Source organism: Paenibacillus filicis, assembly GCF_038070315.1.
Lineage (GTDB): Bacteria > Bacillota > Bacilli > Paenibacillales > NBRC-103111 > Paenibacillus_G > Paenibacillus_G filicis.
Genome location: NZ_JBBPCC010000014.1, coordinates 131,653 through 155,678 on the forward strand (window position 1 = coordinate 131,653; position 24,026 = coordinate 155,678).

Here is a 24,026-nt window from a genome sequence, read left to right on the forward strand (position 1 = left end):
GAGATGGATACGATCAAGGCAGGTATTGCCGGAACCGGGTTCTCGGCGATGGCACATCTGGAGGCGCTGCGGCGGATCCCTGGCGTTGAGGTGTGTGGGATTGCTGCAAGCTCGCGAGAGAAGGGTGAGGAGGTTGCTGGGAATATGAATATTCCCCGGGCGTACGCCTCCTGGCGAGACATGGTGCAGGACCCTGAGATTCAGGTCATTCACAATTGTACACCCAATGCGCTGCACTACGGGATCAACCGTGCCGTACTGCTGGAGGGCAAGCATCTGATGTCGGAGAAGCCGCTGGGCGTGAACAGCCGGGAGTCGGCGGAGCTGGTAAGGCTGGCTGATCAGTCCGGGGCGGTAACCGGTGTTTGCTTCAATTACAGGCATTATCCGATGGTGTCGCAGATGAAAGAGCTGCTGCAAACGGGCCAGCCGGGGAAGGTGCATCATGTCACCGGCACCTATCTGCAGGATTGGCTGCTGTTCGACACGGACTACAGCTGGCGGCTCGATCCGGAGCAGAATGGACCGTCTAGGGCCATAGCAGACATCGGCTCGCACTGGTGCGATACCGTGCAGCATGTGCTCAACAAGCGGATTATCGAGGTGATGGCCGATCTGAAGACGGTCTATCCGACCCGCTTCCGTCCCAAGGAAAGCGTAGAAACTTTCGCAGGCGGCAGCGAATCTGGCGAGAGAGAGGCGTTTGCCGTGGATACGGAGGACTACGGCAGCGTACTCCTCCGCATGGAGGATGGCGTGAAGGGAGTGTTTACCGTATCCCAGGTGGTGGCCGGGCGCAAGAACCGTCTTAGCTTTGAGATAGCTGCACAGTATTCCTCGCTGGCCTGGGATCAGGAGAATCCCAATGCCCTGTGGGTCGGCAAGCGGGAGACAGCCAGCGAGGACTGGTCGCGTGATCCGGGTCTGCTGCTGCCGAGATCGGCTGCCATGACGCACTATCCGGGCGGACATGATGAAGGCTGGCCGGATGGACTGAAGAACCTGTTCCTAGACTTCTATGCGCGCATAGAGGAGCCCCGACGGAAAAGCCAGTTCGCGACGTTGAAGGACGGGCATCGAATTATGAGGCTGATTGAAGCGATCATGGAGAGCCACAAGGAGCAGAGGTGGGTTCGTGTAGAGGAAGAATAACGAAAAGATACATCGGTTGGATGAGGCCTGGCGGAGGACATTTCGTCAGGTCTTTTTGTTTTGATTTTAACATAAAAATAATCGTTGACGAATTATTAGAATGATGATATTTTATCATTAAAATAATTTAAAAGTAAATTAATTTACTGTAAAACGAAATGGAGGTGACAGTCATTGTCCGAGATCGACAAACGGCTGATGGACCTGGATGAGCTGCTTGTGATCGTCGTCCGGCACGCCCGCAAATGGGCCGCCTCCTCCGGTCTGTCCCGGCAGCAGATGGTGCTGCTGCATACGTTATTCGTTAATAACGGTGCTACAGTCGGGGAGCTGGCCGAGGAGTTGGAGCTCTCTGCGAGTGCGACGACGCTTTCCGTGAACCGGCTTGAGCAGATGGGTCTGGTCGTGCGTCAGCGCGACGGGACCGACCGCCGCGTTGTCCGGCTGCAGCTGTCGGAGAGCGCCAAGGGGCTAACGGCGGAGATGTGGAGCTGCAAGCGAGAGATACTGAAGCAACTGATGGGCGGCTTGGACAGTCAGGAACAGGAGCAATTCGTGCGCTTGCTGCGCAAAATGACATCCTCTCTGGGAGGAAACGGTGAGTAGGAAAGAAAGGGGTTTAGTAGATTCATGAACAAGAAGCGGATCATCCTCGCAATCGTGATCGTCCTTGTGCTGGTGGGCGGTTATTTTGGCGTCAATGCGTATGTGGAAAGCGGCAAATATGTAACAACGGAGGACGCTAAGGTACAGGGCGATCTCAGGGCTATCGGCTCGTTGTCGGCCGGCAAGCTCGTGGAGTGGAAGTACAAGGAGGGAGATTCCTTCGCCAAGGGAGATGTGCTTGGCATCGTCGAAACCGTGCCAGCACGTGGCAACACGCCTGCCTCTACGGTAGAGATTACAGCGGCTGAAGGCGGAACGGTCATCCAATCGGCTGCGGTTCAGAATCAGACCGTTGCTCCGGGAGCGGCACTTGCGATGAGCGCGGATCTGGACGCTCTGTACATTACAGCCAATCTGCAGGAGACAGAAGTCAATTCGGTGAAGGTGGGCAATAAGGTCACCATTCAGATTGACGCCTTCAAGGGTGAGACGTTTACCGGACATATCGATAAAATCGGATTGGGCACGAATTCGTCTTTCTCTCTGCTCGGTTCGTCCAACACTTCGGGCAACTTTACTAAGGTCATCCAGCGTATTCCTGTCAAAATCGCCCTCGACGGCACGAGAGGCAAGCGGCTAATCCCGGGACTGAATGCGACCGTACGAATTGAAAAGTAACAGGTATGCGCGCATGCCGCGGGAGGGGGAGTTCACAAGATGAGCGCGCAAGAGACAAGCCCGGCTGCTGCGACGGCTGCGCCCAAGTTGCCGCTGCTCGCGATGCTTGCCATGATCCTGGGTGTCTTCATGGCTATCCTGGATACAAGCATCGTCAATGTGGCCATTCCGAAGATGATGTCCGTGTTCGGCGTCAATCAGTCGCAGATCGAATGGGTCGTGACGGCTTATGCGCTGGTCAGCGGAGCCTTGGTTCCGGCCACAGGATTCCTGGGGGACCGGTTTGGCTACAAGCGGATGTATATCATTTCATTAATTATTTTTACGATCGGATCGGCTCTATGCGGCATCGCCTGGAGCAATGATTCGATGATCGTCTTCCGGATTATCCAGGCTGCTGGGGGCGGCGCGATGATGCCGATCAGTATGGCGATGATTTTCCGCATGATTCCGAATGAGAAGCGCGGTCTTGCGATGGGATTGTTCGGGATTGCGATCATGTTTGCACCCGCTACGGGACCGACCTTGTCCGGCTATATTGTCGAGTACTTGGACTGGCGGCTGATTTTTACCATTAACGTACCGATCGGAATCGCGGATCTGTTCTTATCTATTTTCTTCCTTAAGGAATACAAGTCCGAGATCAAACGCTCCTTCGATGTATGGGGGTTCGTGGCGTCTACGACTGGGCTCGCTTCCCTGCTGTATGGGGTAGGGCTGGTCGGGGAGAAGGGCTGGACCAATCACGAGGTTTTGGCATTTTTGATTGTGGCGCTGATTTCGCTGACGGCTTTCGTACTTATAGAGCTCAATATCAAGGAACCGTTGCTTGATCTGTCGTTATTGAAAAACGGAACATTTACACTGACGCTGCTCATCTCCAGCCTAGTGACGGTCATTATGATGGGGGTGCTGTTCCTGCTGCCGGTTTTCCTGCAAAGCATCTCCGGGCTGTCCGCCGTACAGACCGGGCTGATCCTGCTGCCGCAGGCGCTGCTGTCCGGATTCATGATGCCTATTGCGGGGGCGCTGTACGATAAGCTGGGAGCTAAGAAGCTTGCCATCGCCGGGCTTCTGATTACGGCGTACGCACTGTATTTGACGGCGCAGCTTACGATCGAGACTTCGTTCGCTACGATCATCTTCTGGATGTGTCTGCGTGCTGCCGGTATGGGGCTGATGATGATGCCGATGCAGACAGCTGGTATGGGCACGGTGCCTCCGGATAAGATCGGACAGGGGACGGCACTCTCCAATACGGTCCGCCAAGTTAGCGGCGCGTTCGGCATCGCCTGGCTGTCGCTGCAGTTCTCGGGACGCCGCGACTTCCACAGTGCAAACTATGCGGAGCAGCTCAATTCGCTCTCCGTGACGGTTACGGATCAGATTGCCAAGATTCAGAACGCCTTCATAAGCGCGGGTCAGTCGGCTGCTCAAGCCAAATCCAGTGCGCTCAGCTACATCTACGGGCAGGTACAGATGCAGGCGACGGTGACGGCGCTTGATGACGTGTTTATTGTGACGGCCGTGCTGTCCTTGGTAGCACTCGTCATGAGCCTGTTTTTCAAGGAGAAGCGCAATAAGGATGCCGGCGCCAGCAGCATGCACATGATGGGAGAATAGCCCGTGTAAGTCGGGTGAGAGATTAGGCCATTGGAACAAGGATGCAAAGGAGCGTATAAGCACATGACATATGCAATGAAGCGACAATCGAAAAGGAACTCCGCCTGGACGCGCGTAACGCTGGTCGGTATGGTGGTCCTGCTGTCTGCGGCAGCCGCCGGCTGCTCAGCGCCTAGTTCGGCGCAGAGCGGCGCCAAAACGGTACGGGTGGCCAAGGTTTCCTCCGGACTCGTCACAGGAGCCAAGGAGCTGGATGCGGACATCGTCTCTTCCACTCAGGTAAACATCGTGAGCAAGCTGGGCGGTGATGTGATCGAGGTCTTGAAGAAGAAGGGGGATAGTGTCAATCAAGGCGATGTGCTCTTCCGTCTCGATTCCTCGACTGCAGCGCGCAACCGGGATAAGACGAAGCTGACCAAGGACAATCTGAAGGCCCAAATCGACAAGACGTCCAACGATATTGTGACGAACAAAGCGGTGCTTCGCAATTCGATTGAGAAGCTCACGCTGCAGATTGCCGATCTGGAGAAGGCCTACAATAACGCACGCAATGACTTCGATGCCGGAACGGTGCAGAAGACTCAGGTTGAGAAGGCCGAGTCCGCGCTCAAGGCGGCGCGGCTGGATCTGGATACGGCTCAGAAGCAACTGGCTAATCTCGAATCGACCGATGCTCTTGCACCGCTGCGTATTCAGATGGACAGCTCCGATCTGGCGCTGCTCGATATTGAGTCGACGCTGAACGATTTTGAAGTGAAATCTCCGATCAGCGGAGTACTCACGGACTTCTCGCCGGAAGCGGGTATGACCGTGCCTCAGGGCTATACGGCCGGCGTCGTGCAGCAGCTTGACCCGATCAAGGTGCATGCCGATGTGACGGAGGCTATGCTCAAGCAGTTGTCCGGCAAGCAGGAGATTCCATTCACCGTCCAAGGCTCGAATGACAAGCTCAGCGGCAAGATCGTGTATGTAGCAGATGTGATGAGCCTGCCGAGCAAGACGTACGTGGTGGAGCTATCCGCACCGAATCCGCAGCGGAAGCTGAAGCCGGGCATGCGGGTCAAGCTGCAGCTTGGCGACGGTGGGGGCAGCCAATCCGTGTTGTCCGTGCCTAATGCGGCCTTGGTCCAAGAGGGAGATGCCTCCTACGCATTCGCAGTTGTAGATGACCATGTCGAGAAGCGGAAGCTCACCCTGGGCGCCAGCACCGAGAATGGCCGCGAAGTGACAGGAGGCCTGAAGGACGGCGAGCTCGTCGTCATCTCCGGTCAGAAGGACCTGCAGGACAAGGATCAAGCGGTCGTCAGCCAATAGAAGCCTATAGCTATGCTTAGAGGAGGACTTACAATCATGCAGATATGGAAGAAAACGCTGGCCAGCGCGGTGATCGTCGCCCTGGCGGCCAGTACCCCGTCCGTGCTGACCGTTATCCCTGCCGCTCATGCGGCAGTGCTGGATGCACAGGTGCCGAACGTATTGTCGGGCGCTTTGCAGGTTAAGGTCAAGAGTATATCCACGGAGAAAATCACAGGCGGCACCCGCTTGGCTGCCGTCGTGACGATGTATAACGTCTGGGAGAGTACGGCCCGTGTGCCGGATTACGAGCTTCGCGCAAGAACGGCCTCTGGCACGGAATATGTGCTCCGTCCGAGCGCGGATCAGCCGGTCTCGATTGCTCCGATGTCATCGGTTGAACTCCGGTATATGATTGTCGTCGACAGGCAGGATGCTCCTGCGCCGACCGACCTGGTCTGGGTCGATGTAAACAAGGATGTGTACCCTAAGCAGGAAACTAAGCTGCTGGAGCTGCCCGTCGCTTCCCTCGTCTGGAGCGGAGCGGCGAGCTCGGCGGGGCAGCTTTCCCAGATCGAGTGGGGCAAGTCCTTCACGATCCCGGGTCTGGATTCGTCCCTGTCCTACCAGCCGGTTAGCCTGACCAAGCAGTTCAAGGACGGAGCTGCAGCCCAGGTGCTGCAGCTGCTGGTTACGAACGGGGGCGCTTCGGCCGAAGCGATCCCAGCGGTCGAGTTTGACGGGCAAGCGGCCGGACAGCTCTATGCGGGCGAGCTGCTGGATGCCAATGCCGGAGCGCTGGAGCCACAGGAACGCCGGTATGTGTACTTCGCCATCCCTTATGATCTGACACAGCCTCTGGATAATCTGACCGTGATGACGAAGGAATCCTACCGGGTGCCGGGAAAAACGGATGCTTCCGCCACTGTGAATTATACGGTGGGCAAGCTCAGACTGGCTGTGCCGTCTCAAGACGGATCAGCGGCTTCCGTTCCGCTGACGGAAGGTCTGCACAGGGCGCTCAAGCTGGATCCGCTCGCCAAGTCGGCTTATTCGGAGCTCGGGGCATCGGTCGAGGATTTCCGTCTGTACGAGAATAAGGGTCAGGGCTATCAGTCCGGCGTTGTGAAGCTGAAGCTGAGCAACGGGACTGACAAACCTCTTCCCGTGCCCGCCTGGGCATTCGATCTGATCGGACCTGACGGCAATTCTTACACAGGCAGCCGGGTGTCCGGCAACTTGACCGAAGTGCTTCCAGGCACTGCCAATGTGGTCGACTATGCCTTCGTTGTGCCGCTCGCGGCCAAGCCGGGTAATCATTTCACGCTCCAGCTGAACGATGCTAAGACAGCTGCGCCGTACAAGGCGCCTATCGCGCAGGTTTCCCTGGAAGCGGGCTATCCGTATCAGCTCGGCAAGAGCACCGAGTTTTATCCTTATAAGTTGGATATCAAGAGCCATTTCATCTCGCTCTCGACCTCAGGTTCGCCTACAGGCGGCTTTATGTACCAATTCAAACTGAAATGGGATGTCGAACTCTCCTCCACGGAAGCCGTCATCGCTGACGATAGTGCGTCCAAGCTGCAGTTGGAGCTTCTCGGGTCCGATGACAGGAAGCTGGGCACGCAGACGCTGAATCTGGTTGGCGATAACAAGATGCTGAACGGAGAACAGAGCATTTACTTCCGCGACCCTATCGATCAGCTTGAGAATAGGTTGAAGATCAATGTATATGAAGTTTTCGAGACACCGCATGGTCAGGCAAGAATGCTGATCGCACACTTGGAATAGAAGAGCAAGGGAACGCCGCTGACTGCCGATACGAGGCTGTCGGCGGTTTTTTTAGCATGAAACGGCTGAGGCAGTCCTTCCGTTCCCCGACCTGTAGCTCTACCCGGCCAATCTGGGCGGTAAAAAGACTTTTCCCCGGTATTATTGTCCTCTGCTCCGGTTTTCCTGACTTTGAATTTCCGGTAAGCTTACAGATGTAAGCACTTTCTTAAGCAAGACAGTGCGGCTAGAGAGAGGATGGAGGAGAACGTTATGGATAGGGTGACCTCCAAGATCACCGAAGTCAGAGAGCAGCCGCTGATGAAGCAGGCAAGGAGGATGTGGAAATACAAGCTGCTGTATATCCTGCTGCTGCCTGCCGTGGCATGGGTATTGATCTTCGATTACTTGCCCCTGTACGGGATCAGCATTGCATTTATGGATTACAACGCGATTCAAGGCTTCTCAGGCAGCGAATGGGTGGGGCTCAAATATTTCCGGATGCTGTTCGAATCGGAGATGTTTGTGAATGCCTTCAAGAATACGCTGTTGATCAGCCTGTACAAGATGATCAGCGGATTTATTTGCCCCATTCTGTTAGCGCTTGCACTCAATGAGATCGGCTCCGCCTGGTTCAAGAAAACGTTGCAGACGGCGGTCTACCTGCCGCGGTTTGTCTCCTGGGTCGTCTACGGGGGGATCATTACGCTGCTGCTTTCACCGGAAACCGGCGTCATTAACAAAATCATTGAATTCTTCGGCGGCAGTCCAGCCTATCTGCTGGTCGAGCCTGCGTACTTCCGGGTGATTCTGGTGGTGACCGACGCGATGAAGGAGATGGGCTGGGCCGCAATCATCTATATTGCTGCTATAGCGGGACTGAACCCGGAGGTATACGAGGCTGCCATCATGGACGGAGCGACCCGGCTTCAGCGGATCCTGCATGTAACGCTGCCGGGCATTACCGGCACGATCATCGTGATCTTCATTCTAAGAGTCGGATATATTATGAGCGCTGGGCTGGATCAGGTGATCAATCTGTATAATCCGATGGTGTTCGAGGTCGGGGATATCCTGGACACCTACATCTACCGAGTAGGCATCGAGCAGTTCAGTCTCAGCCTGGCCGCGGCCGCGGATGTGATCAAGGGCGCGATCGGACTGGTGATGATGCTGATTGCCAACCAGCTTGCCAAGCGGATCAATGATTCCGGCATATTCTGAGGAAAGGGAAGAGAACCGATGAAGCTCACAGCAGGGGAGAAAACCTTTGTTACGACCAATTACTTCGTATTGACGCTGCTGACGATCATAATCGTCATACCTTTCTGGTACGTCATTTCCGTATCGGTGACGCCATATCATATCTTCAGCGAAAAGAACGGCTTGATTTTATTTCCCACATCGTTCAGCTTTGAATACTACGCTTATCTGCTGAAGGAAGGCTCGCTCATCTATTCCGCCTATGCCAATACGCTCCGCAATACAGCCGGAGGGGTGGTGCTGGCGCTGTTCCTGACCGTGACGGCGGCCTACGCGCTGGCGGAGAAGAAATTGCCGGGCAGGCGGGTCCTGATGCTATATTTCGTCTTCACGATGCTGTTCAAGGGCGGGATGATCCCGACCTATATCACGATCAAGCAGCTCGGGTTGTTGAATACAAGCTATGTGCTGATTTTGGTTATGGCCTATAGCGCTTTCAATATGATTATTATGAAGTCTTTTTTCGAGGGGATCCCGGAAAGCCTGCGCGAATCCGCTGCGATCGACGGGGCATCCGAGTTCCGGATTCTGTGGCAGATCGTATTGCCCCTATCGAGGCCGGTTATCGCGACGATCGGACTCCTCTATCTGGTGGTGTACTGGAATGATTTCTTCAATGCGATGATCTACGTGACCGATTGGCATAAAGCGCCAGTACAGCTCGTTCTCCGCACGATGATTGCCAGCTCCAGCCTGCCGCCGGAGCTGCTGGAGGCCGCTGGCTCGACGCCGCCACCCACGGTAGGCATCCAGATGGCCGCGATCGTCATCGTCGCACTGCCGATGCTCCTGATCTATCCGTTCGTGCAGAAGTATTTTCAGCAAGGGATGCTGATCGGGTCGGTCAAGGGTTAGAGAAATTCCCCAGATACAGCTTCAACGATGTACCTATATCATATAAGTGAAATTCAAGGAGGTCTGTCTTCATGTCCAAGTCCGTTAAAGTTTGGCCGTACAGTGTGCTTGCGGTTGTACTCGCAGGTTCTGTCACGGTGGCTGGTTGCAGCAAAACCGCGGAGCCGGGAGCTTCCACGCCGCCGCCTGCCTCATCGGGCAAGGAGGGAGCGCCCGCTCCTAAGCCGGATGAGCCTTATGAGCTCAAATGGCTTAAAGCCCAGGATATTTCCAAGCCGTACGATCCCTCCAAGGATGCCGTCAAGCAAGCCGTGGAGAAAAAGCTGAATATCAAGATCACCCCCGAGATGGTGGACGTTCAGCAATATAAGACCAAGCTGAATCTCAAAATGTCCAGCGGGGAAATTCCCGACGTGGTTCGTATCGATTTCGCCGATGACTTCCAGAAGTACGCCCTGCAAGGGGCCTTCGTGGATCTGACGAATCTGATCAATGAGAAGGATACGCCGAATATCCTGAAAGAGGTGCCCAAGGAGGTCTTCGAGCAGGCCAAGGTAAACGGTAAAATCTACGGCATCCCTTACCAGGGAGGGCCGGGGGCAGGCTATCGCTGGAATCTGGTGCTCCGCAAGGATTACGTCGAGAGTGCCGGCGCTCAGACGCCCAAGACGCTGGATGAATACTACAATCTGCTGAAGAAAATCAAAGCGGAAAAGCCGGATGTCATCCCGCTCGGGGGCTACACGGCCCAGATCGGCCAGCAGAAGTATGCGAACAATTCCTTCGATCACATCTTCGGTGCGTTTGGCGTGACGCCGGGCTACTTCACGGAGAAAGACGGCAAGTTCAGCAATTACGACATCGATCCGCGGATGAAGGAAGCGCTTCAATACCTGCAAAAGATGTATGCCGAAGGGCTGATCGACAAGGAATTCGCGACGATTAAAGAAGAGCAGCTGCGGGCGAAGCTGTATAACGGCAAGCTGTTCAGCTGGATGGGTTGGTGGTCTACGCCCAACGACTATGATTCACAGGTTGAGTCCAATGAGCTGAAGAAAAGCGGCAAGCTGGCCTCGGACGGCAAGCTTCCGGATCAATCGGGGCAGCCGTTCAAGTATTTGACGCTGACAGATTCTATCGTCGGAGCGGACGGCAAGGCGGTAGCTCCTGCGGGAGCTCCATTCGGCCAGATGCATGCGATCAGCGCCAAGACAAAGGATCCTAAGAAGGTGCTGGCGATTATCGAGAGCTCGCTGTCGGCAGAGAATCAGATGCTGACGGTCTGGGGGCTGGAAGGCGAGGATTATAAGGTAGACGGCGGCAAGATGAAGATCGTCACCGACCTGATCGATCCGAAAACGATGCAGGACAAAAACGGTAATTTCCGCGGCATCCAAAGCTATCTGTTCGCACCCGGACTGAAGGGCTGGCCGCGTTATCTGGAATCGCTGCCGCTGCGTGCCTCCCAGGCGCTGGATGTAGCCATCAATAACAAATACCAGATTACAGATGCGTCCAACTATCTGGACTCGCCGACGAAAATCGCTAAGCTCGTGGAGCTGAATACGATGCGCGACTCAACCTTTACGCAAATCATCATGGGCGCGGATATTAAGAAATTCGACGAATTCGCAGAGAAGTGGAAGTCACAGGGCGGTACCAAGATATTGAGCGAGCTGGAGGAGTCCTTCAAGAAGAAGTCCGGCAAATAAACCTGTTGGGAGGCAGCTTCTTACCAAGCGGCTGCCCTAACGCAACCGACTGGCTTGACGGCGGATGTATGCGCCGTCGAGCCTTCGTCATGTATTCGCTTTCCATCCCGTATGCTACTATGAGAAGAAAGGCTTCCATGGCTGCCGAGAGAGGAGAACTTAACATGAAGATGACGATCTCACAGCGGGTACGGAGCAGCCGCTCCAAATTACTGGCAAGGCTTAGCCTGCCGATCTTTGCCCTGATCGTCACTGTCATTGCGATCTTCGCCTCGGCGGCCAGCTATATTCTGATTCGGGTGCAGAACGATCATACGCTCAAGATGTCCGAACAATCGATGAAATTCGTGTACCGCAATGTGGGCTATCAGTTCGATACGATGAATAGTGTAGCCGCCTTCATCCTGAGTAACCAGTCCATCGAGAACTTGCTGGAAAATACGCATGAAGAAGCCTACGAAGCGATTGACGATTTCTATACGCTGCAGACGAACCTGCAAAATCTGTCGCTGGTCTCTCTGCTGAGCGATCCCGGGTCAGACAAGGTCGGCCAGAGATCCTATGTAGTCGCTGTAGCCTTGGAGCCGGAAAGCGGGTTGTACGCGATGGCGCCGGATCATTTCTTCCCGACGACCGGGATTATGAAAAATAAGGATCTGCAGTCTCAGCCTTGGTTTCAACAGCTGAACCGTGGGGACCATCAGGTCGAGTGGTGGGGACAGCAGACGGATACGATGAGCGGAGCCATGATCTATTCCGCCAGAAGGAAGACCAGCATCAAGGACGGCCGGAGTATCGGCACCGTACTCGTCGGCGCGGATACCGGCAGTATCCGGGGGGTGTTCGACAATGCCCCGCTCGATATGGGATATTACCTGCTGTTGGATCAAGAGAACCGGGTCATCTTCAGCGAGAAGTATGCCTTCCTGGAAGAGGTGGGCGAGCTGCCCTATGTGCGCGCGCTCTCCGGCTCTAAGGGGGCGGTCGTTACTAGAATCGACGGGGAGAACCACCGGGTGATGTTCGACACGCTGGGCAATGGCTGGAAGCTGCTGGCCATCGTGCCAGAGAGCCACTTCAGCCGGTATACGTTCGCGATCTCCGCTATCGGAGCGGCTACCGCAGCGGCGGCGCTGCTGGTTGCCGGCCTCTGGCTGCGCCGGATTGTTATACGGGTCACCGTCCCGATCACCCGGCTGGTGAATGCGATCCAGCGGCCTGAGGTTGTCGAGTTCAGGGAGCCGCTGCCCGACCAGCGGACCGGCATCTACGAGGTGGATGCGTTGAATCAGCAGTTTGCCTCCATGCTGGTCACGCTGCACGGGTTGATCGAGAAGTCGTTTACAGAGGAGCTGGAGCGCCAGCGGCTGCAGCTCGAACTGCTTCATGCCCAGATCAACCCGCACTTTCTGTACAACACGCTGGATTTGATCAACTGCCGGGCGATGATGACCGGGGATGGGGAAACGAGCCGGATTGTCCGCTCGCTGGCCCATGTGTTCCGGTTCGGGCTGAACCGGGGGGAGGCCTGGATTGTGCTTGGAGAGGAGCTTAAGCAGGTCGAGGCCTATCTGCACATCCAGCAGATGATGCTGGAGGAGCTGGTGGTGGAGATCCGGGTGCCGGAAGAACTGCTGCCCGCCTGGGTCGTGCATCTCACGCTGCAGCCGCTCGCTGAGAATGCGGTCATCCATGGTTTCGCCGACCGTACGTCCGGCTGCCGGATCATCATCTCTGCGCGTCTGGAGCAGGATGCGCTGGTATTGCGCCTGGAGGATAACGGCCGCGGCAGCGATGCTGCGGAGCTGAACCGCAGGCTGAGGCAGCCGGCAGATCAGGCTCCTGCCGGTCATCCGTCCGGCGGAGGCAGCGGCTACGGGACGATGAATGTGCACCGGCGCATCCAGCTTCAGTGCGGGGAGGCATTCGGCTTGCGCTATGTCGAGGCGGATGAGGGCACCTGCGTCGAGGTGGTACTGCCTGGACCATCTGCGACTATCTACTCCAGAGAAGGGAATGACACCGATGTTTAAGCTGCTGATCGCGGAGGATGTCCGCACCGTACGGGAAGCGCTCGTTCGCATGATTCCTTGGGAGAAGCTGGGCATCGAGCTGCTGGGCGCCGCCGAGAATGGAGCGGATGCGCTGGCCTGGCTGGACCGCGAGGAGCCTGACCTGCTCCTGACGGATATCGGGATGCCGCGGATGAACGGACTGGAGCTGATCGCCGAAGCTAGGCTGCGTAAGCCGGACATTCGCTGCATCATCCTATCCGGGCTCAATGAATTCGAGCACGCCAGACAGGCGGTAAAGCTGCAGGTGCTCGATTATGTGCTCAAGCCGATCGACCCGGTTGAGATCGAGCGCGTGCTTGCCCATGTGGTAGAGGCGCTGCGCCGGGAGCGGGAGGAGCGCCAGGGCGTCGCCTTCGCTGTGCAGGCGGCCAAGGAAAAGCTCCCCAACGTGCTGGAGTCGCTGCCTCCTGGCGAATGGTCAGGCAGCTTGAAGAAGAAGAAGCTCGTCGAGCAGGCGATCCAGGTGGTCAAGGAGGAGTTTACCCGCCGCGACCTGGTCCTGTCCGATGTGGCAGCTTCCGTCGGGGTCAGCTACAAGTACTTGAACCTGTTGTTCAAGGAAGTGACAGGCATGACGATCAATCACGCCGTGATCAAGCTCCGGATGGAGGAGGCAGCCCGGCTCCTGAAGGACCCCTCGATCAAAATTTATGAAATCTGCGACCGGCTCGGCTACACGGATCAGGACCATTTCCGGGAGAGCTTCAAAAAGCAGTTCAATCTGACGCCGACCGAATACCGGAATAAGTTTTTGTAAACTTATAGCTTTATTTTGCAACAAACCGGGCAGCCCTTACGTATCTAATTATGTAAAAAATTGGAACGTATTCCTTATACGGATAGGGTGATGGGATGTTTAAGGCGTGGGTACTGCTTAGCGCGATAATAGCTGGAGTTCTTTACGGTAAGCCACCGGTTGTTACGGAGGTCCATCCTCCGCCTTTCGTTGAAAAGGTGGAGAGCAGCGGGCAGGAGCTGCTGCAGAAACAACAACTTCTGATCGTGCTGCGAGAGCAAGCCAAGCAGGGCAGGCTGGAAGGCGTAGAGACCCCATTAGGATCTTCCTTCCAGGAAGTTATAGCCGCTCATGAAAGTCCCGAAGAAATAGCCAATGACGAGTGCTGGACGTATTCTTATGGCCACTCTCAGACAAAAGCCACCTTTTATTATGCGCATGACTCCTGCAGCGAAGAACTGAACCACTTGAGGCCAGACACCATCTTGAACAAGATCTCGGTAACTCCCGATTTCTTTCGTATTCGGATTAGTGAAGAGGATGTAAAGGAAACTCTAGGCAAGCCTGCGAGGGAATATTCGAATGAAGCATATGGCGGCTACTATATGAACTACGAGTTGCAGGGCTTCATGCTGACCTTCATAGCGTCTGACGAACCGCCAAGAAAGATAAACAGAATTCAAGTGATCCGAACCGAGTAACCGGCTGTACGTCCGTCAGGTGGACTCCCAATACCGTCAGTGGCACAGACTTATCCCAAGTCTGCCGCGGGCGGTTTTTCACTGTTCTCTATTAAGGAATTTTGCAGAATTATGGTATAGTCTTCTTAGTAAACAGAACTCGTACGCGAGGAGGGCGGCTGATGGGAGTCACGGTCAAGGATGCGATGCGGATCGGCGGCTTGGCGCATTGCAGGGTGGTGGCCGGAGAGAAGGGGCTGCACCGGACGATTGATTATACGACGGTGATGGAAGTGCCGGATGTGATCCGGTGGCTGAAGGGCCATGACCTGCTGCTGACGAGCCTGTATCCGATCAAGGATGATCCGGTGGCGATCGGGTGTCTGGTTCAGCAGTTGCATGATGTAGGCAGCTCTGCGCTGGCGGTGAAGACCAGACGCTATGTGGAGCAGATTCCCCAGATTATTCTGGATGAGGGCAACCGCCTGAATTTCCCAATTATCGAGATCAAGGATGAGGTTTCTTACCTGGATATTATGACACCGCTCATGGAGCTCAGTCTCAATAAATCGGATGTCGACAAGGAACAGATGGAGAAGTTCTTCCAGTGGATTACGGAGCTTGCCATGGGCGGCAAGGGAATTCCGGCACTGGTCGAGGCTGTCCAGCAGATGGCGGAGAATATGATCACCCTGGGCTCGGAAATTCCGTCCCTGGAGTCGATCTCGTGGAACCGCAAGGTGTCCCCGCTGACCTGGGCGCAGAAGAATGAACTCAAGATCGCGAAGCGCTCGATCCGCATGGAGCGGCTGCTCAATCAGCGCAGCACACCCTGTATCGTGACGCCGCTGCTGCTCAACGATGAACTGTACGGCGATGTGACCTGCTGGCAGACGAAGCGAGAGTTTGTCGAACAGGATTTTCTCGTCCTGGACCGGACCGTTCCGCTGATGGCGCTCGAATTCCTGAAGGTGATTACGCGGGCCGACGTGGAGCAGAGCTACCGGGATGATTTTCTATCCGAGGTACTCCTGGGCAATGTGAAGGACCCGGTCGAGGTGATGGATAAGGGCCGGATGTTTAACTGGGATCTGGACAAGGACTACCAGGTGTTTGCCATCTCCTGCACAGACCCGTCCAAGCCGCTCGGCAAGCCGGATCATGAAGCGCTGCGCGCCCAGGAGCGCAAGCGGAAGCTGCTGCTGAAGGTGTATGACATCTTCCGGTTCGATGCGCACCAGGCGATCGTCACGATCCGCAAGGAGCTGATCGTGGTGCTGTATCCCTGGGACCGGATTCCGGGGACGGACAAGACGGACGCCCGTAAGCCGGGAGTGATGGAGCTGGCCGCTTCAGCGCGCCGGCAGCTCTCCCAGGAGTTCTCGGAGCTGCAGTTTTCCGTGGGCATCGGCCGGTTCTATCCAGGCCTGACCGGCCTGCATGAAGGGTACAAGGAGGCCGTCAAGGCGATACAGCTGGGCAAGCCGCTGAGCGGCGAGACGCGATGCGTGCATTATGAAGAGCTGGGCATTTTCCGTATCCTGGGCCAGATGAAGGACTGGCGGGAGATGGAGAAGCTGTATGAGGAGACGATCGGCAAGCTCGTCGAATACGACTGGGGCCACAATGCGAGCCTGGTCGTTACGCTCAAGGAATACTTTGCCAATAACTGCTCGCTCGCCGATACTGCGGAGAAGCTGTTCGTGCATGTCAATACGATGAAGTATCGTCTGCAGAAGATCGAGCAGCTGACCGATTGCAGTGTTCATGATGCGGAGCAGCGTCTGCTGCTGCAGATGGGGCTGAAGATTGACCTGCTTCTGCAATCGGGTCTTTAACGCAATCCTGACAACAAAAAGAGAGATTTGGCTGAACCGACAACTGTCGGTTTCTTTTTTTGTCCTGCCCTACATGTTCCGTTTTGCTCATTCCTGATACGATTTGAGTACATTGAAAAGCGAAGGAGCAGCTGCCAATGAAAACGCTTGTAAAAAACGGAGTCGTGATCAATCCGGCAACAGGCTTCATGGAAATCACGGATGTGCTGATCGAAGCGGGAAAGGTATCCCATATCGGAGATATCGCCGATGTAACAGCCGAACAGGTCATTGACGCGACAGGCCTGCTCGTCGTGCCGGGGCTCGTCGACATCCATGTGCATTTCCGCGATCCTGGCTTTCCGGACAAAGAGACGATTGCAACCGGAGCCCAGTCGGCAGCAGCCGGCGGATTTACTTCTGTCGTCTGTATGCCCAATACGAAGCCCTCTATCGATACGGTGGAGACGCTCGAGTATGTACTGCGCACTGGCAGGGAGCAGGCGGCGGTCCATGTGTATTCGTCGGCCGCGATGACCTACGGGCTGGAGGGCACCGAGCTGACCGATCTGGACAGCCTGAAGCAAGCTGGAGCCGTAACCTTTACCGATGACGGGAGATCGGTGATGGACCCGCAGCTCGTGTATGCAGCCTTTCAGAAGGCGGCGGAGCTAGATGTGCCGATCAGCTCTCACTGCGAGGACCATCATCTGGTCAAGGGAGGCTCCCTGAACCGGGGAGAGGTCAGCCGTCAGCTTGGCGATCCGGGTATTCCACGGCTGGGCGAGGAGCTGATCATCGCCCGCGATATATTGTTCGCGGAGGAGACGGGTGCCAGACTGCATATCCAGCATGTCTCGACGGCCCGCGGGGTTCAACTGATCCGAGAGGGGAAGGCCCGCGGGGTGAAGGTTACCGCCGAGGGGGCGCCGCATCATTTCACCCTCACGGATGAGCAGGCTTTGACGAGCGGCAGCATGGCCAAGGTAAACCCGCCGCTGCGTACCCGTGAAGATGTGGAGGCCGTGATCGCCGGACTCGCTGACGGAACGCTTGATGTGATCGCCACCGACCACGCTCCCCATACGCTGGAGGAGAAGGGTCGCCCGCTGGCACAAGCGCCGTTCGGGATGGTCGGCTTGGAGACGGCGGTCGGTCTTACGCTGACCAGTCTCGTTTACCCGGGCCGTCTGTCGTTGATGGATGCTATCTCCAAACTCACGGTTATTCCTTCCGCTATCATGGGATTACCGTCAGGCAGACTGGAGGTGGGGCTTGCAGCCGATGTGACCATCATCGATCCGCAGAAGGAATGGATTGTCGATTCCGACAAATTCAAGTCGAAATCCCGGAATACACCTTTTGCCGGAATGAAGCTGAAAGGCAAGGCGGTGTGGACGATGGTACATGGCGATGTCGTCTATAACGAGCTCTAACGGCAGTTCCCAGTTATTTTCATGACATATTATCTGACATTATAGGTTGGATAAGTAGACTGAAAATAAAAATTGAAAAAAAGATATGTTCGCTTGGACGAAATAAAAAATATTTTTTTGTCCAAATGGATATATCTAATAACATTATAAAATTATAGAATAGGTTTGATACAACAAATAGAAAATATTAGAGAATTTTTCTTTCAATATCTTAGATGGAATTGATGAAGGCGAAGGGGTGTAATCGATTGTGTCTGCGACAGCGATTCGCATAGAGGATGTCAACAAGATCTACAAGGCAAGCGACGGTCGAGAGGTACAGGCGCTCACGCATATTGATCTGGATGTCAAAAAAAGCGAGTTTATCTCCATCATCGGACCTTCCGGCTGCGGCAAGTCTACGCTGCTGCGGATACTCGCGAATCTGGATACCCCGACTTCGGGTTCCATAACATGGCAAAATTCATCCGATAACATCGGTTTTGTTTTTCAGGATGCCACCCTGCTTCCTTGGAAAACGGTATATCAGAACGCGAAATTCCCGCTTGAAGTCAAGAAGAAGGAAACCAAGGAGAACCTCGAGAACCTCGACAAGCTGTTGGAGCTGGCCGGGCTGAAGGGCTTTGAGAAGGCGTATCCGCGAGAGCTGTCCGGAGGTATGAGGCAGCGTGTGGCCATCGTACGGGCGCTTTCCTATAACCCGGATGTGCTGCTGATGGACGAGCCATTTGGCGCCCTGGACGCACTGACCCGTGACAAGATGGGAATCGAGCTGCTCCGGATCTGGCAAGAAACGAAAAAGACGATCTTGTTCGTCACCCACAGCATTTCGGAAGCGGCTTTTCTGTCTGACCGCGTTATCGTGATGTCCCCGCGGCCGGGCAAGATCGATGAGATTATCGATATCAATCTGCCGCATCCCAGATCCGTGGAAGTAAAGGAAACGATCGAGTTCGTCAACTATGTGAAAAAGCTAAGGGAAGTGTTGGGATAATGCAGCTACTGAGGCAAGCCGGACAATATGTCGCAGCGATCCTGGTTCTCGTTATCATATGGTGGGCTTATGTCGTCTTTTTCGACGTTCCTGCCTTTATCGTTCCGCTCCCGGCTGATGTAGGCAAAGCCTTGATCGAGATGTTTAGCGCACAGGATCTACTGCATCATTTTTCCGTCACGGCAGGTGAAGTTTTAGCCGGATTCGTGCTGGGTATCGTGTTCGGGTACGTAATCGGATACCTGATCGGCAAATACAAGCTGCTTGAAGAAGCGCTGATGCCTTATATCCTGCTCGCGCAAACGGCACCGAAAATCGCGCTTGCGCCGCTGTTCGTTATATGGTTCGGTCTTGGGTTTACGTCCAAACTGATGCTGATCGTATCCATGGTGTTTTTCCCGGTCATGCTGGGTGCCATCTTCGGTCTGAAAAGCGTCACCTACAATCTCAAGTGCCTGATGCAAATTACGGGTCTGAATTGGTGGCAGCGCATCGTCCAGGTCGAATTGCCGCACTCGCTGCCGCAAATCTTCGCTGGATTGAAGGTCGGGATGGTACAGGCCGTCATCGCTGCGATCGTAGCCGAGTGGATCTCCGGGCAAAGCGGGCTAGGCTATCTGCTCGTCTTCAACAGCACGACGTACAATTCTCCTATGCTGTTCGCCAGCATTATTTACACAATTGTCGTCGGCATTATTTTCTATGCCTTAATCAGCTTCTTGGAAAACCGCTTCTTGTTCTGGCATGACTCCAAGCAAGTGAAATAGTCAAGCAAGCGAAAGATCATCAGGGGAAGGGCGAAGCAGCTATGAGCAAACGATTTATTCAAGCGGACTTTCCGCTCTATGAAGGAACGAAGGTTCCGCATCTTCGAATTTCCGAAGGAGATACTGCGTCCTGCGTCCTGCTGCCGGGCGATCCCGGCAGAGTCGATCTGATCGGCCAGCTATTCGACGAATACTCGATCATCAGCTCAAACCGGGAGTTCAAGGTCGGCACAGGCGCTTACAAGGGCAATCCGGTTTCGGTATGCTCGACGGGTATCGGCGGTCCTTCGACCGAAATCGCCGTTCTGGAGCTGCTTCGCCTGAAAGCCAAGTGCTTGCTGCGAATCGGCGGCACGGGTGCGATTCAGGAAGGCATCGAATGCGGGGATATGATCATCAATACCGGCAGCGTCCGGCTTGGTGGCAGCACCGGTCATTATGCCCGTCCTGAATTCCCTGCAGTTGCGAACCACTATGTGGTTCAGGCACTGATTGAAGCTTGTGAGGAGCTGGGCTGCCGGTACCATCTAGGTATTGGAGCGACCACATCCTCGTTCTACCATGGTCAGGGCAGAACTGTCGGCCCGTATAATTATTCCTCGGATATCATTGATGAAATGAAGTCGCTCGGCGTGCTGAATCTGGAGATGGAATCGGAGACGCTGTTAACTATTGCTTCCGTGATGGGAGCCTATGCGGGAACTTTGCTTGTCGTTCATGCCAACCGAATTACGAACCAATGGCTGGTCGACTACGAGGAAGCCCAGATGAAACTATGCCAAGTGGCGCTGCATGCTGTAACCAAACTAATCGCTAGGGGTGTAGTTCAATGATGAAGAAGAAGAAATCGCTCGGTCTGCTGCTGAGCCTGACACTGGTGGCTTCCCTTATGTCCGCATGCGGATCCGCGAAGCCTAGCAACGAAGGCGGGACGCCTGCTCCTGCCGCAGAAACCAAGCCCAAAGAAGTGAAAAAAGTAACGGTTCAAATGGATGGAGCTGCTACTCCTTATTACGCTCCTATGTATGTAGCCAAGGAGCAAGGGTTCTTCAAAGACGCTGGCCTGGACGTCGATTTCGTATACGCCGATGCTGCAAGCATCGTCAAGAACGTCGCGGCTGACAACGTACAATTCGGTTTCCCGAACGCAGATGCCGTCATCACAGCTAAGTCCCAAGGCATTCCGGTGAAAGTCGTTCACACGACCTACCAACGCGGCCTGGGTGCAACCATTTTCAAAAATGGCAAGGGCATCAAAGAACCGAAGGATCTGAAGGGCAAGACGGTTGCCGTAACTAGCTTCGGAAGCCCGAACTACATTCAACTGCAAGTATTGCTCGAGAAGAACGGCTTGAACATCAAGGACGTTAACACGAAAATCGTAGGTACAGGCGCTATCGTCAATGCCCTCGTATCTGATGAAGTGGATGCGATCACGTTCTCCATGCTGCGCACCGTTGAGCTGAAGAACTCCGGCGTCGACGTAGCCGAGATCCGCTCCGACGATTTCCTGCCTTCCTTCGGTAACGTAGTCGTAACCTCCGACAAGTTCCTGGCTGGCAACAAGGATACCGTTGTCGCTTTCAACCAAGCGCTGAACAAGTCGCTCGATTATATTATTAAGGGTCATGTGAAGGAAGCGGTCGACATGGCGATCAAGAAGTACGCTCAATCTGCCGAAGGCAAGCAGGAGATCACAGAAAAAATCTTCAATGAAATCTTCATTCCTTACCTGTGGCAAAGCGATCTGACGAAAAAAGAAGGCTATGGTGCCGCCGATCTGGCAAGATGGCAAGCTTCGATCGATACGCAAAAAACCTTTGATATCATCAAGACAGCCGTTAAAGCCGAAGATCTGGTCGTGCCAAATCTAAAGTAATCCGGGTGAACAACTAATGAACAGACTTGGACGCAAAACCTTGCTCGTTTCTATTACCTTGCTGGTATTTATCGGATTATGGCAAGCGTACGTGTCCGCCTTTAAAGTGCCGGTGCAAATTTTACCGGGCCCCGCCTTATTTGTTTCCAAGTTTGTGGGCATCATGTCCATGAGCAATATGGGGACCCATATCGGAATCACGTTGTATGAAATTTTCATCGGATTTGTCATCGGATGCGTGTGCGGGTTGTTGTTCGGTTACCTGCTGGCCAAGTATCCTGTACTGGAGCGGATGTTCAATCCGTACATCGTACTGATCCAGATCGCTCCCAAAATCTCGATCGCTCCGCTGTTTCTGTTGTGGTTCGGGCTGGGGGCGACATCGAAGGTCGCGCTGGTGATCTTGGTCGTCTTCTTCCCGATTATGGTCAATACGATTGTAGGTATGCGCTCGGTCGAGAAGAATATGCAGGATCTGCTGCATATTCTGAGAGCCAACCGGTGGCAGCGCTTCTGGTCGGTGGAGATTCCTTATTCCCTGCCGTCTATCATGTCAGGCGTTAAGGTCTCTACCACTTATGCCATCACCGGCGCTGTGATCGGCGAGATGATCGGGGCCAAGGCCGGCCTTGGCTACCTGGTTATTCTGGGCAGCGAAACGTATGACATCAACATGATTCTGACCGCCGTATTGCTTTTGAGTTTGATTGGCTTGATCCTCTATGTCTTGTCGAACCAGCTGGAGAAGAAGCTGCTTCGTTGGCATGAGTCTCAGGAAGTCATTATGTAAGTCCCATACCCCGACGTGAAGCGATCTGTCTCGTACAGCTCTGAACGAAGGGGTGTTTCCTGTTATCGATACTGCTGAGTAACAACATGACTTGCAACAAGAGCTACACCACACCAGCGGGAAACCATAGATAAAGAAAAATACCGGCGGTGCGCAAGCAATTCGCTGCAAGGAGTGGACTTGGAGTGGAGATACTCCGTAATTTAAAATTTCGCAACAAAATCTTAATCTTGAACGTAGCTGCGATCGTGGCGATTCTGATCGTAGCCAGCATCGGCTCTGTGTACATGAATAACATGGCGCAGAACACGAAGAAGATGTATACGGATCAACTGCTTCCGGTGAAGTGGGTGAACGCGATTCAAACATCCATGCGGATGAATGAAGCCAGCATGCTGGAATTTATGCTGACCAAGGATGAGTTCCTGAAGTCCAAGATGGGCAAGCAAAACGAAGCGGTGGATGAGGTCATCCGCCAGTACGAGCAGGCTGCCAAGGGCACCGGAGAGGCGGATCTGTTCCGTCAATACACGGAGCTGCTTCCGGACTACCGCAAGGCGGCTGAACGCGTGCTGGAGCTGGCCTCCCAGAATAACGAAGCGAAGGCTTACGATGCGTTCGTCACCGAGGCCGGGGTGAAGGGCAATCAACTGAATGAACTGCTCATCAGCCTGTCCGCCCAAAATGAACAAGTTGCCGAAGCGCTGTACCAGCGCACGGAGAAGGAAGCAACAGCTGCGAAGCTGATGTCCTGGGTCGCAACGATTATTGCGATTGCCATCTTTATCGGGGTAGGCTATGTCATCAATCTGGTCATCACGAATCCGATCCGCACGCTGCAGGACCTGATGAAGCGTGCCGAAGCCGGAGACTTATCTGCGACAGGCAACTACCCGTATCAGGATGAGGTAGGTGCGTTGACGGGCTCCTATAACAAGATGCTCGAGGGCTTGCGCAACCTGGTTAATCAGGTGGGCGAGCACACGCTGATCATCTCGGCCAGCTCAGAGGAGCTGCTGGCAAGCACGGAGCAGAGTGCTTCCGCTTCCGAGCAAATCGCACAATCGAGCGGCCGTTTGGAGCAGGAGCTGGACAAGCAAGCCACCAGCATTGAAAGTGCGGCCACGGATATTTACCAAATCCGCGAGCATGTAGTCAGCATAGGCGACAGCAGCGAACGGATGTTTATATCGGCAAGCCAGGCGGCAGAGCATTCCAAGAACGGAGCTTTGACCGTATCGGCGGCTTCCGATCAGATGAAATCCATTTATTCCACAGTGAAGGAACTGGAATCCACCATTCTGCAGCTGGGCGGACATGTCAGAGAGATCGGGAAGTTCGCTACGGTGATCCGCGAGATTTCCACCCAAACGAACCTATTGTCCTTGAATGCTGCCATCGAGGCTGCAAGAGTGGGCGAGGCAGGTAAAGGGTTCCAGGTCGTCGCCGAGGAAGTCCGCAAGCTGGCCGACGAATCCTCCGGCTCTTCTCGTGAGATCGAGCGTCTGATCGCCTCGATCCAGTCCGAGATGAACCGGATCGGCAGCACGATGCGGGATGGTCTGCATGAAGCTGAGCTCGGTCTGGTTAAGACCGATGAAGCGCAGGTGGCATTCCGGCAAATCGACGTTTCCTTCGATCAAGTATACACCGGAGTCGGCGAGGTCAAAGAAACGATCGATCAGTTGCTGGCTGGCAGCGAAAGAGTCGTATCTGTGATCGAAGCCGCCAATCAGGTTGCGCGCGAAGGAATGGCCCTAAGCCGCCAAAGCAGTGCCTCCAGCCAGGAGCAGTTCTCCGGTATGGAGGAGATCAGAGGAGCGGCCGATTCCTTGGCCAAGCTGTCTGAGGAATTGCAGCAATCCTTGCTCAGTTTCCGCGTGTAGAGAAAGATACAGAA

General features: G+C 54.7%; 20 protein-coding genes. All 20 read left to right on the forward strand.

Annotation, left to right across the window (positions count from 1 at the left end):
* The first annotated feature begins 3 nt into the window (after positions 1–3).
* The 20 genes from WMW72_RS20895 to WMW72_RS20990 all read left to right on the forward strand — a co-directional run bounded on the left by WMW72_RS20895 (position 4) and on the right by WMW72_RS20990 (position 24,012).
* A complete protein-coding gene (locus tag WMW72_RS20895; RefSeq protein ID WP_341417498.1) occupies positions 4–1,152 on the forward strand; it encodes a Gfo/Idh/MocA family protein in 1,149 nt (382 codons plus the stop codon).
* Between the two features lie 174 nt (positions 1,153–1,326).
* Positions 1,327–1,758, forward strand: a complete 432-nt coding sequence (locus tag WMW72_RS20900; protein ID WP_341417499.1) for a MarR family winged helix-turn-helix transcriptional regulator — start codon at positions 1,327–1,329, stop codon at positions 1,756–1,758.
* A 24-nt stretch (positions 1,759–1,782) separates the two neighbouring features.
* Positions 1,783–2,436 (forward strand): HlyD family secretion protein, encoded by a 654-nt coding sequence (locus WMW72_RS20905; protein ID WP_341417500.1) that lies wholly within the window; start codon positions 1,783–1,785, stop codon positions 2,434–2,436.
* Between the two features lie 39 nt (positions 2,437–2,475).
* Positions 2,476–4,059 carry a DHA2 family efflux MFS transporter permease subunit gene (locus WMW72_RS20910; protein ID WP_341417501.1) on the forward strand — a complete coding sequence of 528 codons (1,584 nt, stop codon included), beginning with the start codon at positions 2,476–2,478 and terminating at the stop codon, positions 4,057–4,059.
* Positions 4,060–4,122: 63 nt separating this feature from the next.
* Positions 4,123–5,373, forward strand: a complete 1,251-nt coding sequence (locus tag WMW72_RS20915; RefSeq protein WP_341417502.1) for an efflux RND transporter periplasmic adaptor subunit — start codon at positions 4,123–4,125, stop codon at positions 5,371–5,373.
* A gap of 36 nt (positions 5,374–5,409) precedes the next feature.
* On the forward strand, positions 5,410–7,143 hold the full coding sequence (locus WMW72_RS20920) for a hypothetical protein (RefSeq protein WP_341417503.1): 1,734 nt from the start codon (positions 5,410–5,412) through the stop codon (positions 7,141–7,143).
* A 252-nt stretch (positions 7,144–7,395) separates the two neighbouring features.
* On the forward strand, positions 7,396–8,346 hold the full coding sequence (locus WMW72_RS20925; RefSeq protein ID WP_341417505.1) for an ABC transporter permease: 951 nt from the start codon (positions 7,396–7,398) through the stop codon (positions 8,344–8,346).
* Positions 8,347–8,364: 18 nt separating this feature from the next.
* Entirely contained in the window at positions 8,365–9,240 is an 876-nt protein-coding gene (locus WMW72_RS20930; RefSeq protein WP_341417506.1) for a carbohydrate ABC transporter permease, read from the forward strand.
* A gap of 71 nt (positions 9,241–9,311) precedes the next feature.
* Complete coding sequence (locus tag WMW72_RS20935; RefSeq protein WP_341417507.1) at positions 9,312–10,952, forward strand: extracellular solute-binding protein; 1,641 nt, start codon at positions 9,312–9,314, stop codon at positions 10,950–10,952.
* Positions 10,953–11,116: 164 nt separating this feature from the next.
* A complete protein-coding gene (locus WMW72_RS20940; RefSeq protein WP_341417508.1) occupies positions 11,117–12,985 on the forward strand; it encodes a cache domain-containing sensor histidine kinase in 1,869 nt (622 codons plus the stop codon).
* On the forward strand, positions 12,978–13,784 hold the full coding sequence (locus WMW72_RS20945) for a response regulator transcription factor (RefSeq protein WP_341417509.1): 807 nt from the start codon (positions 12,978–12,980) through the stop codon (positions 13,782–13,784). The genes WMW72_RS20940 and WMW72_RS20945 overlap by 8 nt, the downstream gene beginning before the upstream one ends.
* Positions 13,785–13,879: 95 nt before the next feature.
* A complete protein-coding gene (locus WMW72_RS20950; protein ID WP_341417510.1) occupies positions 13,880–14,464 on the forward strand; it encodes a hypothetical protein in 585 nt (194 codons plus the stop codon).
* A gap of 161 nt (positions 14,465–14,625) precedes the next feature.
* Positions 14,626–16,281: a PucR family transcriptional regulator gene (locus WMW72_RS20955; protein WP_341417511.1), complete on the forward strand. Its 1,656-nt coding sequence runs from the start codon at positions 14,626–14,628 to the stop codon at positions 16,279–16,281.
* 137 nt (positions 16,282–16,418) lie between these two features.
* Entirely contained in the window at positions 16,419–17,696 is a 1,278-nt protein-coding gene (locus WMW72_RS20960) for a dihydroorotase (RefSeq protein WP_341417512.1), read from the forward strand.
* 250 nt (positions 17,697–17,946) lie between these two features.
* The gene (locus tag WMW72_RS20965; RefSeq protein WP_341417513.1) at positions 17,947–18,690 is read left to right on the forward strand and encodes an ABC transporter ATP-binding protein; all 744 of its coding nucleotides are present in this window, start codon (positions 17,947–17,949) and stop codon (positions 18,688–18,690) included.
* Entirely contained in the window at positions 18,690–19,457 is a 768-nt protein-coding gene (locus WMW72_RS20970) for an ABC transporter permease (protein ID WP_341417514.1), read from the forward strand. The genes WMW72_RS20965 and WMW72_RS20970 overlap by 1 nt, the downstream gene beginning before the upstream one ends.
* Positions 19,458–19,498: 41 nt before the next feature.
* Positions 19,499–20,290, forward strand: a complete 792-nt coding sequence (locus tag WMW72_RS20975; protein ID WP_341417515.1) for a nucleoside phosphorylase — start codon at positions 19,499–19,501, stop codon at positions 20,288–20,290.
* Positions 20,287–21,336, forward strand: coding sequence for an ABC transporter substrate-binding protein (locus tag WMW72_RS20980; RefSeq protein ID WP_341417516.1), 1,050 nt, complete (start codon positions 20,287–20,289; stop codon positions 21,334–21,336). The genes WMW72_RS20975 and WMW72_RS20980 overlap by 4 nt, the downstream gene beginning before the upstream one ends.
* A gap of 16 nt (positions 21,337–21,352) precedes the next feature.
* Complete coding sequence (locus WMW72_RS20985) at positions 21,353–22,126, forward strand: ABC transporter permease (RefSeq protein WP_341417517.1); 774 nt, start codon at positions 21,353–21,355, stop codon at positions 22,124–22,126.
* Positions 22,127–22,311: 185 nt separating this feature from the next.
* On the forward strand, positions 22,312–24,012 hold the full coding sequence (locus WMW72_RS20990) for a methyl-accepting chemotaxis protein (protein WP_341417518.1): 1,701 nt from the start codon (positions 22,312–22,314) through the stop codon (positions 24,010–24,012).
* Positions 24,013–24,026: the final 14 nt, after the last annotated feature.

Excerpts from the sequence above, each read along its gene's own strand:
- WMW72_RS20895 (WP_341417498.1), top strand. The coding sequence starts at position 4 with ATGGATACGATCAAGGCAGGTATTGCCGGAACCGGGTTCTCGGCGATG.
- WMW72_RS20905 (WP_341417500.1), top strand. The coding sequence starts at position 1,783 with ATGAACAAGAAGCGGATCATCCTCGCAATCGTGATCGTCCTTGTGCTG.
- WMW72_RS20910 (WP_341417501.1), top strand. The coding sequence starts at position 2,476 with ATGAGCGCGCAAGAGACAAGCCCGGCTGCTGCGACGGCTGCGCCCAAG.
- WMW72_RS20915 (WP_341417502.1), top strand. The coding sequence starts at position 4,123 with ATGACATATGCAATGAAGCGACAATCGAAAAGGAACTCCGCCTGGACG.
- WMW72_RS20920 (WP_341417503.1), top strand. The coding sequence starts at position 5,410 with ATGCAGATATGGAAGAAAACGCTGGCCAGCGCGGTGATCGTCGCCCTG.
- WMW72_RS20925 (WP_341417505.1), top strand. The coding sequence starts at position 7,396 with ATGGATAGGGTGACCTCCAAGATCACCGAAGTCAGAGAGCAGCCGCTG.
- WMW72_RS20930 (WP_341417506.1), top strand. The coding sequence starts at position 8,365 with ATGAAGCTCACAGCAGGGGAGAAAACCTTTGTTACGACCAATTACTTC.
- WMW72_RS20935 (WP_341417507.1), top strand. The coding sequence starts at position 9,312 with ATGTCCAAGTCCGTTAAAGTTTGGCCGTACAGTGTGCTTGCGGTTGTA.
- WMW72_RS20940 (WP_341417508.1), top strand. The coding sequence starts at position 11,117 with ATGAAGATGACGATCTCACAGCGGGTACGGAGCAGCCGCTCCAAATTA.
- WMW72_RS20945 (WP_341417509.1), top strand. The coding sequence starts at position 12,978 with ATGTTTAAGCTGCTGATCGCGGAGGATGTCCGCACCGTACGGGAAGCG.
- WMW72_RS20950 (WP_341417510.1), top strand. The coding sequence starts at position 13,880 with ATGTTTAAGGCGTGGGTACTGCTTAGCGCGATAATAGCTGGAGTTCTT.
- WMW72_RS20955 (WP_341417511.1), top strand. The coding sequence starts at position 14,626 with ATGGGAGTCACGGTCAAGGATGCGATGCGGATCGGCGGCTTGGCGCAT.
- WMW72_RS20960 (WP_341417512.1), top strand. The coding sequence starts at position 16,419 with ATGAAAACGCTTGTAAAAAACGGAGTCGTGATCAATCCGGCAACAGGC.
- WMW72_RS20970 (WP_341417514.1), top strand. The coding sequence starts at position 18,690 with ATGCAGCTACTGAGGCAAGCCGGACAATATGTCGCAGCGATCCTGGTT.
- WMW72_RS20975 (WP_341417515.1), top strand. The coding sequence starts at position 19,499 with ATGAGCAAACGATTTATTCAAGCGGACTTTCCGCTCTATGAAGGAACG.
- WMW72_RS20980 (WP_341417516.1), top strand. The coding sequence starts at position 20,287 with ATGATGAAGAAGAAGAAATCGCTCGGTCTGCTGCTGAGCCTGACACTG.
- WMW72_RS20985 (WP_341417517.1), top strand. The coding sequence starts at position 21,353 with ATGAACAGACTTGGACGCAAAACCTTGCTCGTTTCTATTACCTTGCTG.